Consider the following 14,057-nt stretch of genomic DNA (forward strand, 5'->3'; position numbering starts at 1 on the left):
CTTCGGGGGAGGAGACAGCGTGATCAGCAACAGCGAGATGATCCGGATCCGTCGACAGATGCAGCGGCGGATCCACGACGTGGTGGCCGAGCGCCGCCGCACCCGCGATCACGACCCCGCCCTGTCGCCCGCCGCCGCCACCACGGGATCCGGAGCCGATCAAGAGGTTCGCGCCGCCGACAACGGGCCAGGCTGACGCGAACCTCTTGATCGCCGGAACGGGCCGACCGGAGCGGTTCCGACCGGGTCAGGCCGGGGCGAGCCAGCGGTGCAGGGTCGCCGCGCCGTCACGGATCTTGCTGATCTCGACGTGCTCGTCGGGGTGGTGGGCGAGGTTCGGGTCGCCCGGGCCGAAGTTCAGCGCGGGGATCCCCATGGCCGCGAACCGGGCCACGTCCGTCCAGCCCAGCTTGCCGATCGGCGCGGCGCCGACCGCCGCCAGGAACTCCTTCGCCGGGGCCGCCTCCAGGCCCGGCGCGGCACCCGCCGCGGTGTCGGTCACCCGCACCTCGAAGCCGGCGAACACCTCACGCAGGTGCGCCTCCGCCTCGGCGGGGGTGCGGTCCGGAGCGAACCGGTAGTTGACCTCGATCTCACAGAGATCGGGGACCACGTTGCCGGCCACGCCGCCGTTGATCCGTACCGCGTTCATGCCCTCACGGTAGTCACAGCCGTCGATGGTGACCCGGCGCGCCTCGTACGTCTGGAGGCGTCGCAGCACCTCACCGGCAGCGTGGATCGCGTTCACCCCGTGCCAGGAGCGCGCCGAGTGGGCGCGTACGCCTGTCGTGGTGACCACCGACCGCATGGTGCCCTGGCAGCCCGCCTCGACGATGCCGTACGTCGGCTCCAGCAGCACCGCGAAGTCCGCCTCCAGCCACTCCGGGAACGCCTGGGCGACCAGGTTCAGCCCGTTGTAGCGCGACTCGATCTCCTCGGCCTCGTAGAAGAAGTACGTCACGTCGTAGCGCGGCTCGGGCAGCGTCACGGCCAGGTGCAGGGCGTACGCGGTGCCGGACTTCATGTCGGAGGTTCCGCAGCCGTACATCAGGTCGCCGCGCATGGTCGACGGAAAGTTGTTGTTGAGCGGCACGGTGTCCAGGTGACCGGCGAGCACGACGCGCTGCGACCGGCCGAGGTCGGTGCGGGCCATCACGGTGTTGCCGTGTCGGTACGTGGACAGGTGCGGTACGCCCCGCAGCACCTCCTCGACACAGTCGGCGATCGCCTTCTCGTTGAGGGACACGGACTCTATGTCAACCAGTACGCGGGTCAGCTGCACCGGATCGGCGAGGACCTCGGGGGTCAGCGGGTTCTCCATGGCTCGCACGGTACCTTCAGGTCTGTCAGCGCGAGGAGCGAGCCGAGGCCGGCCCGGCCGCGACCGAGAGGTGTAACAGTGACGTCCGCAGATTCCGCCTGGGGCATCGGCCTGGCCACCGTCACCGCCGAGGGGCAGGTGCTCGACACCTGGTATCCGACCGGCAAGCTGGGCCTGGGCGAGCTGCCGTTGGTCGCCGGTGAGGGCGAGTCGGACGTGCTGGACCTGCCGCCGGGCGCGCTGGGCGACCGACCGCTGCCCGGTCTGCGTACCGTCCAGGTGGTCACCGTGATCGGCTCGCTGGACGACCCGATCAAGGACGCCTCCGACGCGTACCTCCGGTTGCACCTGCTCTCCCACCGCCTGGTGCGACCCAACCAGCTCAACCTCGACGGCATCTTCGGCAAGCTGGCGAACGTGGCCTGGACGTCCGCCGGGCCGTGCCCGCCGGAGCGGGTGGACGAGCTGCGGGTGATCGAGCGGGCGGCGGGTCGCCACCTGGCGGTGTACGGGGTGGACAAGTTCCCCCGGATGACCGACTACGTGGTGCCCTCCGGTGTGCGGATCGCCGACGCCGACCGGGTCCGCCTGGGCGCGCACCTGGCCGCCGGCACCACAGTGATGCACGAGGGCTTCTGCAACTTCAACGCCGGCACGCTCGGCACCTCGATGGTCGAGGGGCGGATCGTGCAGGGCGTGGTGGTCGGGGACGGCTCCGACGTGGGCGCGGGCGCATCGATCATGGGCACCCTCTCCGGCGGCGGCACCGACAAGGTGAGCATCGGCGAGCGGAGCCTGGTCGGCGCGAACGCCGGCATCGGCATCTCGCTGGGCGACGACTGCGTGGTCGAGGCCGGCTGCTACGTGACCGCCGGTTCGAAGGTCACGCTCCCGGACGGCCGGGTGGTCAAGGCCCGGGAGCTGTCCGGCGTCGACGGCCTGCTGTTCTGGCGCAACTCGGTCACCGGCGCGCTGGAGGCCCGGCCACGCACCGGCCGGGGCATCGAGCTGAACGCCGCCCTGCACGCCAACGACTGACGGCCCCGCCGGGTCCGCGGCACTCGGCCGCGGACCCGACAGGGGTACGCCTCAGCGCAACCGGTACGCCTGGATGATCCGTTCGGTCACCGTGTTGCCGGCGGTGTCCCGAGCGGTGGCCCGCAGCGACACGTGGCCGGCACCCGCCGGATGGCGCAGCACTGCCAACCAGCCATCGCCGGAGGCGCGGACCAGCGTCGCGTTGCGCCAGGTCTTCCCGCCGTCGTACGAGACGTCGACGGTCAGCTTCTCCACCCGGGCGGCCGAAGCGCCGGGCTGCCGCTGCACGCGCACCGGAACGACGAAGCCCTGACCGGCCGGAGCGCTGTTGTCGACGCGCAACGGCGGCGCGAAGCGCACCGCCGACAGGGGCAGCCGGGCCGGCGTGTCACCGGCGACGTGCCCGGACCGGAAGGTCCAGGTGGACTCCACCTCGGTGCTCAGGTCGGTGACGCTGCGCTTCGCCGACGTGACGAGCCGGTAGTTCCCCGTACCGGGTGGCACGGTGAACTCGCCGAAGCCGGAGTACTCGCTCTCGCCGACCAGCTTGCCGTCGCGCCAGAGCTCGGTCCGCTCGCTGTCGACGAGCGACGCGCCCGGGTGCCCGGCGGCGTCGCTGAACATCGGCAGGCTGACCAGGATGGTGTCACCGATGCGGGTGACGCTGTCCTCGGGCCAGCGCGGAGCCGGGAACGACGGCCCGTACGGGGCCTGGTTCCAGGTCTCCTGCACGGTCCGCCCCGCCCGGTACGCGGTCGGGACGGAGAAGAGCGCCGTCTGCGGGTTCAACCAGCCGTCCTCGTCCCGCGTTCCGAAGTAGATGTCGGACTCCCACTTCACGCCCCTGGTGTTGTAGTGCTCGACCCGCTGACCGGGAACGGCTGTGGGCAGGACCAGAGCGGAACCGCCGACGTTGTACTCCAGCACGGGGTACACGGTCCGTTCGGCCTCCAGCCCGGGATCGCCACCGCGGAACTGGTGCACGACGGTGGCCAGGTCCCGTCGGGAGTAGTTGCGGACGAACCCGGTGGGCAGCCGGCCCGGGATCGCTTCGGCCAGCGCGTACAGGTAGGGACTGCTGGCCGTGTCCGGCTTGATCCACTGACTGCTGATCGTGGCGACGAACCGCTCGTCGGAGACCGGCTTGCCCAGTTGACCGCTGGTCAGGCCGGTGAACGTGTCCGCCCAGATCCCGATGGTGTATCCGCTGCCGTCGTCGGCGGTGAAGTTGCCACTGACGTCGACCAGCTCCGGGATGGCGCCCCCCTCGGGGACTGTCGTCCGCACCGGCCTGGTCCGACGGGCGTCCACCACGATCCGGGTGTCCCGGTCGACTGTCAGTTCGGGCTGCGCCAGCACCGACATCGCACCCGGCTCATCGTCCGGTGCGGGCTCGAAGATGAGACTGGTCAGCCCGTAGTGCCCCTTGGGCACCCGCACGGTGGCCACCCCGTCGGGGCCGTAGAGGTCCCACCAGGCGAAGCTGTCCAGGCCGACCAGGCTGCTCGAATGCTCCGCGGCGCGGTCGCCGGAACGGTTCAGGTGCTCCACGGTCAGCGTGTAGCTCTCCACCTCCCGGTGCACGGCCAGCGGGGTGACCGCGACCGCCGCACCGGATCGGGCCACGATCCGCCCGGTCCAGTAGCCGTCGGCGTCGCCGAGCCGGGTGTTCGCGGTGACGGTCGTGGCGGCCGTGCCGCCCGCCGGCACGGTGAGGTGGTTGGTGCCCAGGACGAACAGGCCGGCCGGTAGCGCGCGACCGTCGGGGCCGGCGCCCTCGACGCCCAGGTCCACGGTGACCGGGGCCGGACCGTCGTTGCGCCAGGTCACCGTGCGGGTGATCGGGGTGTCGTCACCGTGCGGCCAGAGCGTACGCCCGAACGAGACGCTCACCGGGTCGGTGCTGATCTGCTCGGTGATCGCGTGCGCGACGTCGACCCGCCCGGCGCCCTGCTGGTAGGCGGTCTGCTCCGGGTGTGGCTTGGCGGCGGCCATCAGGGTGGCCTTGAGCCGGTCGGCCTGCCATCCCGGGTGCTGCTGGGCCAGCAGCGCGGCGGAACCGGCCACGTGCGGAGTGGCCATCGAGGTGCCGGAGAGGGTGACGTAGCGGTCCCCCACCGGGTCGCCGATGACACCTGTGGCGGACCGTGCGGCGACGATGTCGACGCCGGGGGCGGTGATGTCCGGCTTCAGCGCGTCGTCGCCGATCCGCGGGCCCCTGCTGGAGAAGTCGGCCAGCTTGTCGTCACGGTCCACAGCGCCCACGGCGAGGGCGGCGTCGGCGCTGGCCGGGGAGCCGACCGAGCCGTCCGCGCCGTCGTTGCCGGCGGCGAGGACGAACAGTGTGCCGGTCTGGGCGGTCAGGGTCTGCACCGCCTCCTCCAGCGGGTCGACCTCCGGGGTGTCCCAGCCGCTGAGGCTCATGTTGACCACCGCGGCGTTCTTCTCCACCGCGGCCCACTGCATGCCGGCGAGGATCGCCGAGTCGCTGCAGCCCTGGTCCTCACAGACCTTGCCGTCCAGCAGCGTCGCGTCCGGCGCCACGCCCCGGTACTTACCGCCGGAGGCCGCGCCGGTGCCGGCGATGGTCGAGGCCACGTGGGTGCCGTGGCCGACCGTGTCCCGAGCGTCGGGGGCCTCGCTGAAGTTGCGTGCCTCGGCCACCTTGCCGGCCAGGTCCGGGTGGGTCGCGTCGACGCCGGTGTCCAGCACCGCGACGGACACTCCCTTGCCGGTGAACCCGGCCGCCCAGGCGGCGGGCGCGCCGATCTGCGGCACGCTGTGGTCGAGGGTCACCCGACGGCGGCCGTCCAGCCAGATCCGCTCGACGCCCCCCGCCGCGTCGACGCGGGCACCGGCGGGAGCGGTGGTGACCGTCGCCCAGACCGCGCCGAGGGAGGACTTTCCGGTGCTCAGGGCGGCGCCGCGGATCGCCGGCAGGTCACGGGTCACCCGCGTGCCGGGCAGCGCGGCCGGGGTACGCCAGGTGGTGCCCGTCGAGCCGTACGACACCAGCAGCGGCAGGGTGTCGCGGTGGGCGTCGTCGTAGCGCGCCTCGACCAGCCCGGTGACGTCGAACAGTCGCCGGTCCACCCGGCCCGAGCGCAGCAGCGGCAGCGCGTCCGTCGGTGTCACCGAGAGGCGCCCGTGCTGGCGCTGGACCAGGAACCGCACCCCCTCGCGGCCGGGGCCGCGGTGGACCGAGGCGCCGGCAGCCGTGACCGTGACCCGGTCACCGGTGATCAGCGTGACGGTGGTCGAGCGGTTGGCGATGGGCCCACCCGAAGTGGACTGTTTGCCGGCGTGACCCGGCGGGGCGGGTGCGGCGGTTGCGGGGACCGGCGCGGAGAGCGCCAGCGCGGACACGAGGCCGAGAGCGGCCAATCTTCTTGCCTGGTGCAACGGATCCTCCTCGTCAAGCGTCTTGATGTACGGGAGTCACATTGACAATCCAGAATTGCATACCGGGTATGCAAAAAGAAGGCCGAAAGATGACGGACCCGCCACAAGTCGACTACGCAAGCCGGCATGATCGAGCAGTGACCTCCATGAAGGACAGGATGCTCGCCGGCGAGCCCTACCTGGCCGACGATCCCGAGCTCGTCGCCGACCTGGACCGGGCCGCCCGGCTGATGGAACGCTTCAACACCAGCTCGGCGGCTGATCCGGGGGCACGGCTCGCGGCCCTGCGCGACCTGCTCGGCGACCTGGGCGAGGACACCTCGATCCGCCCACCGTTCTCCTGCGACTACGGCTGGAACATCCGGATCGGCCCGCGCAGCTTCGTCAACTACAACGCGATCTTCCTCGACGTCGCGGCGATCACCATCGGCGCGGACGTCCAGATCGGACCGAGCGTCCAACTGCTCACGCCCACCCACCCGGTGGAGCCCGACCCGCGCCGCGCCAAGTGGGAGGCCGCCAAACCGATCACCATCGGCGACAATGTGTGGCTCGGCGGCGGCGCGATAGTGCTCGCGGGCGTGACGATCGGCGCAAATACCGTCGTCGGCGCCGGGGCGGTGGTGACCCGCGACCTGCCCGCCAACGTGGTCGCCGTCGGCAACCCGGCCCGACCGGTCCGCGAACTCGACTAGGAGAACCGCATGGGCACGATCCACATCGACCTGTTCGCGACACTCGACCTGGTGGCCCAGGCACCGGGCGGCCCGGACGAGGACCCGGAGGGCTTTCCGTACGGGGGCTGGCAGGCGCCGCTGCTCGACGAGACGGGCGGCCAACAGGTCATGGAGGGCATGCAGGGCATGGACGCGCTGCTGCTGGGCCGCCGGACGTACGACATCTTCGCCGGGTACTGGCCGCAGCAGGGCGAAGGGATCGACGGCGACATCGCCACCCTGTTCAACCGCATCCCGAAGTACGTCGCCTCACGGGGCAACCCGGACCTGGGCTGGGCCGGCTCGACCCAGCTGGGCCCCGACCTGGGCAGCGCCGTGCGTGAGCTGCGGGACAGGCACGAGAAGATCCACGTGATCGGAAGCCTCAACCTGGTCCAGACGCTCCTGCGCGAGCGCCTCTTCGACCGGCTCAACCTGTGGATCTTCCCCATCGTGCTGGGAGTCGGCAAGAAGGTGTTCGACGGCGGGGCCGTACCCGCCAACCTGACCCTCGTCGAGCCGGCCGCCACCTCCACCACGGGCGCGGTGCTCCTGCGCTACCGCCTCGACGAGGGGACGCCCGCGACCGGGGACATGACCCGCGACGACCGAGGTCAGTGAGAGCGGGGCCCGCTCAGCCCACCGACGGATCGGGCAGGCGGACCACCAGGTCCGCCCGGTCCGCCGTGGGAGTGACGCGGGCCGCGTTCGCCTCGTCGCTGCCCAACGCCCAGGTCCGTGCCTGCTCCGGTGACCGCCCGTACGCCTCGTGCCGGGCGGTCAACCGGCGCTGGCGCAGCTCGGCGTCCAGGTCGAGGAACCACACCTCGTGCAGCAGCGTCCGGACCTCCTGCCACGGGAAGTCCGGAACCAGCAGATAGTTGCCCTCGGTCACCACCAGGCGGACCGACGGCGGCACCTCTATCGCCCCGGCCACCGGCTCCTCGATCTCCCGGCGGAACTCCGGCGCGTAGACCGAGGTCGGCTCCAGCCGGCGCAACCGGCGCAGCAGCGAGACGTACCCGTTGGCGTCGAAGGTGTCGACCGCGCCCTTGCGGTCGGCGCGGCCCAACCGGACCAGCTGCGATTGCGCCAGGTGGAAGCCGTCCATCGGCACCAGCCGGGCGCTCGGCCCGACCTCGGCGACGATCCGCTCGGCGAGGGTGGACTTCCCGGCGCCGGGCGCCCCGGTGATGCCGAGCAGTTGTCGCGGACCGGCGTCGGCCAGCGCCCGCGCCCGCGCCACCAGCTCGTCGACGGCCAGCACCCGGGCCGGAGGCATCAGCCCAGCACCGGATCGCTGATCGTGAACCGGGCCTGCACCGCGGCCTGCACGGTCTGCGGCTGGGGGTCCAGCTCCAGCTCGGGCACCCCGCCACCGGCGCCGACGTCGAACCCCGCGCGGGCGAACATCGGCCGGTCCCCCGGACCGGCGTCGGCCAGCTCGATCAGCGCGGTGACGCGGGCGCCGAGCGCCTCCGCGTACTCCCGGGCGCGCAGCAGCGCGTCGCTGATCGCGGCGTGCCGCGCCTCGCGGTACGCGGGGCTGTCCGGGCGCAGCTCCCACCAGGGACCGGTCACCGAGACCTGGTCCTGGTCGGCCAGCCGGAGCATCAGCTCACCGAGAGCTGTGAAATCGGTGACGGTGACAGTCGTGGTGACGCTGCCGAGCCAGCCCACCACACGCTCGCCCGAGCGCTTGGTCTGCGGCCGGACCCACAGGTCGCCGGCCTCCCGCCCGGCCACCGCAGGCTCGGAACCGTCCAGCAGCACCCGGACGGCGGCGGCCCGCTCGGCGAGCTGCGTCAGCGTCGCCTCCCGATCCCGACCGCGGGCCGTCACGACGACCGCGAAACGCGCCAGCTCGGGCGGCACCTCCCGGGTCACCTCGCCGCGCACCTGCACCACCGGGCCGTCCGTCGCCATGCCTGCCAGCCTAGTCAGCCACCGGCAGCCACGCCGGGTAGGAGACGACGTCCGGGTCGATCCGGCAGCCCGTCAGATGGCCACCGGCGTCGCCCAGCCCGCGCAGCCAGGCCACCTCGGCGGCATGGTCGCCGCCGGCCGGGAACTCGCGGTCCGCCGGAGCGAACCGGCGGCCCCGCAACGCCGACCGCGCAGCGCCGGCCTGCGCGTACCGGGCGGTCAACCCCGTGGTGTCGCCGGCCCGCAACGCGTCCGCCAGCTCATCCAGGAGTACGCGCACCTCGGCCAACTCGTGCAGCACCCGTTCGCGGTTGCCGAGCAGCATGTTCGCCGTCCGCTCGGCCGGTGTGCCGGCGACCCGGGTGCCGTCGGAGAAGCTGCCCGCGGCCAGCGCCAACACCGCGTCGCGCAGCGGCGACCGCTGCACCGCCCCGGCCAGCGCGCCGGCCAACACGTGCGGCACGTGCGACGCGAGCGCGGCCACCGAGTCGTGCGACGGCGCGGACATCGGCACCACCCGGGCGCCGAACAGCTCCACCAGCAGGCCGGTCAGCCAGCGGAAGGCGACCGTCGCCGTGCCCGTCGCCGGGCAGAGCACCCAGGCGGCGCCGGTCAGCAGCGTCGGGGAGGCCGCCGTCAGGCCGGCGGACTCCGCGCCGGCCATCGGGTGCCCGGGCACGAAACGGTCGGTGAGCCCCAGCCGATCGGCGGCCGCGGCGACCTCGGCCTTGGTGCTGCCGACGTCGGTCAACACACAACCCGGCGCGGTCAGGTCGGCCACCTGGGCCAGCGTTCCGGGCAGGGTGGGCAGCGGACCGCAGAGGAAGACCACGTCCCGCCCGGCGACGGCCTGCTCGACGGTGTCCGGCGCCGACACGCCTCGGGACCGCGTGTGCTCCCGGGTGGTCGGGTCGGGATCCCAGCCGGTCACGTCGAGGCCCGCGTCGCGCAGCCGCAGCAGCACCGAACCGCCGATCAGGCCGGTGCCGACGACCGCCGCCCGCACCCGGGCGTACGGCCCGTTCGGCGCCGGGCGTGGCCCACCGGTCGACGTGCCGGCCCCGGCATCCGGCGTCGGGACGGTCGTGCCGTCGGTCATCGCCGCCCGCCGGGGTCAGGCCCGCAGCCGGCCGGCGACCGCCGCGACGTGCTCGTCGGACTCGGTCAACGCGACCCGGACGTGCCGCTGCGCGGAGGGGCCGTAGAAGACACCCGCCGCGACCAGGATGCCGCGCCGGGCCAGCCAGTCGACCGTCTGCCAGCAGTCCTCGTCGCGGGTGAGCCAGAGGTAGAGGCCCGCCTCCGAGTGCTCGACAGTGAAGCCGGCGCCGGTGAACGCGGCGGCGAGCACCTCGCGTCGGGCGCGGTAGCGCTCCCGCTGCTCCGCGGCGTGCCGCTCGTCCTGCAACGCGGCCACCATGGCGGCCTGCACGGGCGCGGGCACGATCATGCCGGCGTGCTTGCGGACCTTCAACAGCTCGGCGACGAGAGCCGGATCGCCGGCCACGAACCCGGCCCGGTAGCCGGCGAGGTTGGACCGCTTGGAGAGCGAGTGCACGGCGAGCACCCCGGTGTAGTCGCCGCCGCAGACCTGCGGGGACAGCACCGAGACCGGCTCGGCCGACCAGCCAAGCGGGAGGTAGCACTCGTCGCTGGCGACCACCGCGCCGCGTTCCCGGGCCCAGTCGACGACCTTGCGCAGGTGCGCCGCCGGCAACACCCGCCCGGTCGGGTTACCGGGCGAGTTGACCCACACCAGCCGGACGCGCGACGTCGGCCCGACCGCGGTGAGCGAGTCGGCGCGCACCACAGTGGCACCGGCCAGCCGGGCCCCGTCCTCGTAGGTGGGGTAGGCGATCGACGGCACGACCACCACGTCGCCGGGACCGATGCCGAGCAGGGTGGGCAGCCAGGCGACCAACTCCTTGGAGCCGATGGTCGGCAGCACGCCGAGACCGTCGACGCCGGCGCCACAGGCCCTGGCGACCCACGCGGTGATCGCGTCGCGCAGAGCCGGTGTGCCGGCGGTCAGCGGGTAACCCGGGGCGTCGGACGCGTCCGCCAACGCCTGACGGATCACCGCCGGAACCGGGTCGACAGGCGTACCCATGGAGAGGTTGATCAGGCCCTCCGGATGCGCCGCGGCCAGCGTGGCCGCGGCGTCCAGGGTGTCCCAGGTGAACTCGGGCAGCCGTGCCGAGACCGGCGCGGGCCGGTTCAGTGGCCCTCGCCGCGCGGCGGCTGCGCGGCGACGAAGGTGGCGTCCTTCTCCACCTTGCCGATCTTCGAGGCGCCACCGGGCGAGCCCAGCTCCTCGAAGAACTCGTAGTTCGCGCCCGTGTAGTCCTTCCACTGCTCCGGGACGTCGTCCTCGTAGAAGATCGCCTCCACGGGGCAGACAGGCTCACAGGCACCACAGTCGACGCACTCGTCGGGGTGGATGTAGAGCATCCGGTTGCCCTCGTAAATGCAGTCGACCGGGCATTCCTCGATGCATGCCTTGTCGAGCACATCCACGCACGGCTCGGCGATGATGTAGGTCACCGGTCTTCTCCTCCGCAAGACGCGCCGCGATCTCCCGCGACGGTAAGAGCCTAGTATCTCGCCGGGGAGGGGGTCGATCGTGCTCCGACAGCAGGATGTGGGACACCGGATCGTGGTCCGCCGGATTGTGGGGATTCGCGAAGGCCGCCCGCTGTTTTCCGATGCCCTCGGCGAGCTGGTGGAGTTGAGCGAGACTCATCTCACCCTCGCCACGGCCCAGGGCCCGCTGCGGGTTCCGGTGGCGCAGGTGCACCGGGCCAAGCGGGTGCCGCCGACCCGCCGGCCGACGGCCGCCGCGGTGGTGGCGCTCGAACGGGCCGCCGACGAGGCCTGGCCGGCGCCGACGCGCGGGCGGCTCGGTGACTGGCTGCTGCGGTCGGCCGAGGGGTGGACCGGCCGGGCGAACTCGGCGCTGCCGATCGGCGACCCGGACCGGCCGCTGCCGGCGGCGGTGGACGCGGTCGAGCGCTGGTACGCCGACCAGGGCCGACCCGCGATGATCAACACACCGCTGCCGCTCGCCGCCCCGGTCGGCGCCGAACTGGACGAACGCGGCTGGAGCAGCCGCCCACCGACACTCGTACAGACCGCGCCACTCCCACTGGCGACGCCCGGTCTCGCCTCCGTCGGCGGGGTCGTCGAGTTGGCGACCGCGCCGACCGACGAGTGGCTGGCCGTCGCCGCCGGCCGCAAGGGCGGCCTGCCGGATGCCGCCCGGCACGTGCTCACCGCCGTCGACCAGGTCCGCTTCGCCCACGCGTACGTCGACAGCACGCTGGTGGCGATCGGGCGGGGCGCGGTGACCGGTCAGGGGCGTTGGTTGGGGCTCAGCCTCATCGAGGTGCTGCCGCCGCTACGCCGACAGGGGCTGGCCCGGCGCGTGATCGACACGCTTGTCGAGTGGGGCACCGCGACCGGGGCGACACACGCGTTCCTCCAGGTGGAGCAGCACAACGCCGCAGCGGTGGCGCTCTACCGAACGCTCGGCTTCACCACCCACCACACCTACCTGACCCGGGTGGCGCCGCACTGACCGGACGCCCCGAGGTGATCCACTCGCGTTCCAGGAAACCGTGGCATCCGAGTTGCCCCGACACCGCGACTTCCTGGAAGCCGAGTCGATCACCGCTCCGCCAGGCCGCGGCGCGGCCCGTTCAGCGGCGCACGACGCGGCGGGGCTTGGCGGCCTTGACCTCGGCGTACCGCTTGAGCTGCTGTGAGCGGTGGTCGAGACCGAGGGCTGTCGCCACCAGGTACCCGATCATGGCCCCGAGAAGGGTGGTGAGCAGGTAGAGCCAGATCTGGGCGAAGAACGTGCCCGCGCCGCCGGCGAACGGGTTGTGGCCGACCAGCAGCGGCCCGACCAGCACGGTCAGGGCCATGGCCACCAGCACCACGACGGCCACGTCGCCCGCCCACACGGCCAGCGGCCGCAGGCGCCCCCAGCGGAAGGCGACCGCCGCCAGGGTCAGCCCGATCACCACGAACATCACCAGCGACACCCGGTCGGCGGCGGTGTCGTCACCGTCGAAACCGAACCGGATGATCAGCCGGGCGACCACGTTGACCGCGAAGAGCCCACCCGCGAGCACCCCGATGGTCCCCCACCGCTTGTCCATCGCACGACCTCCTGCCGTACGCCCCGTGCGCGGGGCCCCATCCCTGGCAGGAATATCTACCACTCTTACCTGTGTGCCGTCACCAGTTGCCGAGCGTGGGCGGCGGTGCGAGGACCTGCCGGAAACCCATCACGGCGAACGTCATCGCGCCGGCCACGATCATCGCCAGGCCGACCCAGTTGTCGCCGGCCAGCAGCAGGTCGCCCTCCGTGGTGCGGATGGCGGCCACCGCCATCAGGGCGAACCACGGCACCGCCGGCAGCGCCACCGCCCAGCGTCGGCCGACCGCCTCGTGCGCGAACCAGCTCAGCACGATGTTGGCACCGACGGCGAGCAGCGCCGAGACCCCGATGAGCTGCCCGCCGACCCGGAGGGTGGCGAGCAGCAGCTCCAGCACACCGGTCACGACCCCCGCCACGATCACGACGATCGCGCCGCTCACCCGCAGACCCAGGTCCAGCAGTCGCGGCGGTGGCCCCGCCTCGGGTGGGGAGTCCTGATCGTCGACTACCGACATCGGCGCGGCGGGGAGCGTCACCGGGAACCGGCCGCCGCGACCGGGGACCGGTCCGCGATGGCCTCCCCGGGGAGCCCGGCGAAGAGGTCGCTCTCCCAGCCGTACGGGCCGACGCCCGGGCCCTTCGTGCCGACCGCGAGGGTGAAGAACTCCACGCCCATGAACTCGCCGCCGAAGTTGCCGGCGATCGAGTAGAGCCAGGAGGTGGCCGGGATCTGGGTGGCATGCGCCCGCATCGCCGCCTCCTTCGCCGTGTGCTGGTCGGTGCCGTCGATCCGGGCGGCGATCTGGTCGTCCGGGGTGCCGAAGGGCAGCTCGGCCAGATCCTGGATGCCGGCGAACGGGTTGTCCGAGGATTCGGCGAAGTGCGCCATGCCGGCTTCCAGCACACTGAGCGGCATGGCCGTCCAGTAGACCTTGAGCGGAGCGCAGCCCTCGGCCGCGGCCAGCTCGACGGCGCGCATCGCCACCCGGTGCGCCTGGATGTGGTCGGGATGGCCGTAGAAGCCGTTCGGGTCGTACGTGATCAGCACCTGCGGGCGTACCTCCCGCATGATCTCCACCAGGTGCCCGGCGGCCTCGTCGAGGTCGGCCTGCCAGAAGGCGCGGGGGTGGTCGTTCGTCGCGAGGCCCATCATTCCCGAGTCGCGGTAGCGGCCGGCGCCGCCGAGGAAACGGTGGTCGCTGACGCCGAGCGCTGCGCAGGCGGCGGCCAGCTCGGCGATCCGGTACCCGCCGAGCTGGTCGGCCTCGGCGGCGGCGAGCTGCGCGAGCGCCGGTACGTGGATCTCGCCCTCCTCGCCGAGGGTGCAGGTCACCAGCGTGACGTGTGCGCCGGCGGCGGCGTAGTGGGCCATGGTCGAGCCGGTGCCGATCGACTCGTCGTCGGGGTGCGCGTGGACCAGCAGCAGGCGGCGGTCGGGCAACGTCGTCACGACGGTCACTCTAACTGGCCGTTCTCCCCAGGAGTCGTC

The 14,057-nt window shown here is 72.7% G+C and carries 15 protein-coding genes; 5 read left to right on the forward strand and 10 right to left on the reverse strand.

Features of this window, described 5'->3' with window-relative positions; translation table 11 throughout:
* Positions 1 to 19: 19 nt before the first annotated feature.
* Entirely contained in the window at positions 20 to 196 is a 177-nt protein-coding gene (locus AB0K10_RS05250; protein WP_363680145.1) for a hypothetical protein, read from the forward strand.
* 51 nt (positions 197 to 247) lie between these two features.
* Here the strand turns inward: AB0K10_RS05250 and dapE are convergent, their stop codons facing one another.
* Entirely contained in the window at positions 248 to 1,321 is a 1,074-nt protein-coding gene (gene dapE / locus AB0K10_RS05255; RefSeq protein WP_363680147.1) for a succinyl-diaminopimelate desuccinylase, read from the reverse strand.
* Positions 1,322 to 1,399: 78 nt separating this feature from the next.
* Between dapE and dapD the strand changes: the two genes are divergently transcribed.
* On the forward strand, positions 1,400 to 2,359 hold the full coding sequence (gene dapD / locus AB0K10_RS05260) for a 2,3,4,5-tetrahydropyridine-2,6-dicarboxylate N-succinyltransferase (protein ID WP_363680149.1): 960 nt from the start codon (positions 1,400 to 1,402) through the stop codon (positions 2,357 to 2,359).
* 51 nt (positions 2,360 to 2,410) lie between these two features.
* Here dapD and AB0K10_RS05265 read toward each other — a convergent pair whose 3' ends face one another.
* Positions 2,411 to 5,761 (reverse strand): S8 family serine peptidase, encoded by a 3,351-nt coding sequence (locus AB0K10_RS05265; protein ID WP_363680150.1) that lies wholly within the window; start codon positions 5,759 to 5,761, stop codon positions 2,411 to 2,413.
* A 137-nt stretch (positions 5,762 to 5,898) separates the two neighbouring features.
* Between AB0K10_RS05265 and AB0K10_RS05270 the strand changes: the two genes are divergently transcribed.
* Both AB0K10_RS05270 and AB0K10_RS05275 read left to right on the forward strand, forming a co-directional pair.
* On the forward strand, positions 5,899 to 6,456 hold the full coding sequence (locus AB0K10_RS05270; protein WP_363680152.1) for a sugar O-acetyltransferase: 558 nt from the start codon (positions 5,899 to 5,901) through the stop codon (positions 6,454 to 6,456).
* A gap of 9 nt (positions 6,457 to 6,465) precedes the next feature.
* Positions 6,466 to 7,098, forward strand: coding sequence for a dihydrofolate reductase family protein (locus AB0K10_RS05275; protein WP_363680154.1), 633 nt, complete (start codon positions 6,466 to 6,468; stop codon positions 7,096 to 7,098).
* Between the two features lie 13 nt (positions 7,099 to 7,111).
* On the opposite strand, the gene AB0K10_RS05280 is transcribed toward AB0K10_RS05275, so the two are convergent.
* Genes AB0K10_RS05280 through fdxA form a run of 5 tightly spaced genes read right to left on the reverse strand, consistent with a single transcriptional unit; the run spans position 7,112 to position 10,947 of the window.
* Positions 7,112 to 7,759 (reverse strand): nucleoside/nucleotide kinase family protein, encoded by a 648-nt coding sequence (locus AB0K10_RS05280; RefSeq protein ID WP_363680156.1) that lies wholly within the window; start codon positions 7,757 to 7,759, stop codon positions 7,112 to 7,114.
* The gene (locus AB0K10_RS05285) at positions 7,759 to 8,403 is read right to left on the reverse strand and encodes an SIMPL domain-containing protein (RefSeq protein WP_363680158.1); all 645 of its coding nucleotides are present in this window, start codon (positions 8,401 to 8,403) and stop codon (positions 7,759 to 7,761) included. Before AB0K10_RS05285 ends, AB0K10_RS05280 begins: the two co-directional genes overlap by 1 nt.
* A gap of 10 nt (positions 8,404 to 8,413) precedes the next feature.
* A complete protein-coding gene (locus AB0K10_RS05290; RefSeq protein ID WP_363680160.1) occupies positions 8,414 to 9,502 on the reverse strand; it encodes a prephenate dehydrogenase/arogenate dehydrogenase family protein in 1,089 nt (362 codons plus the stop codon).
* A 15-nt stretch (positions 9,503 to 9,517) separates the two neighbouring features.
* Positions 9,518 to 10,624, reverse strand: coding sequence for a succinyldiaminopimelate transaminase (gene dapC, locus AB0K10_RS05295; RefSeq protein ID WP_363680517.1), 1,107 nt, complete (start codon positions 10,622 to 10,624; stop codon positions 9,518 to 9,520).
* A complete protein-coding gene (gene fdxA, locus AB0K10_RS05300) occupies positions 10,621 to 10,947 on the reverse strand; it encodes a ferredoxin (protein WP_091422126.1) in 327 nt (108 codons plus the stop codon). Before fdxA ends, dapC begins: the two co-directional genes overlap by 4 nt.
* 79 nt (positions 10,948 to 11,026) lie before the next feature.
* Here fdxA and AB0K10_RS05305 point away from each other — a divergent pair, with 79 nt between their 5' ends.
* On the forward strand, positions 11,027 to 11,980 hold the full coding sequence (locus AB0K10_RS05305) for a GNAT family N-acetyltransferase (RefSeq protein WP_363680162.1): 954 nt from the start codon (positions 11,027 to 11,029) through the stop codon (positions 11,978 to 11,980).
* 121 nt (positions 11,981 to 12,101) lie between these two features.
* Here the strand turns inward: AB0K10_RS05305 and AB0K10_RS05310 are convergent, their stop codons facing one another.
* From AB0K10_RS05310 to mshB, 3 genes are all read right to left on the reverse strand, one after another.
* Positions 12,102 to 12,566 carry a hypothetical protein gene (locus tag AB0K10_RS05310; RefSeq protein WP_363680164.1) on the reverse strand — a complete coding sequence of 155 codons (465 nt, stop codon included), beginning with the start codon at positions 12,564 to 12,566 and terminating at the stop codon, positions 12,102 to 12,104.
* 79 nt (positions 12,567 to 12,645) lie between these two features.
* Positions 12,646 to 13,083, reverse strand: coding sequence for a hypothetical protein (locus tag AB0K10_RS05315; RefSeq protein WP_363680519.1), 438 nt, complete (start codon positions 13,081 to 13,083; stop codon positions 12,646 to 12,648).
* Positions 13,084 to 13,100: 17 nt separating this feature from the next.
* Positions 13,101 to 14,027 carry an N-acetyl-1-D-myo-inositol-2-amino-2-deoxy-alpha-D-glucopyranoside deacetylase gene (gene mshB, locus AB0K10_RS05320; protein WP_363680166.1) on the reverse strand — a complete coding sequence of 309 codons (927 nt, stop codon included), beginning with the start codon at positions 14,025 to 14,027 and terminating at the stop codon, positions 13,101 to 13,103.
* Between the last annotated feature and the right edge of the window lie 30 nt (positions 14,028 to 14,057).

Source organism: Micromonospora sp. NPDC049274 (assembly GCF_040678875.1).
Lineage (GTDB): Bacteria > Actinomycetota > Actinomycetes > Mycobacteriales > Micromonosporaceae > Micromonospora.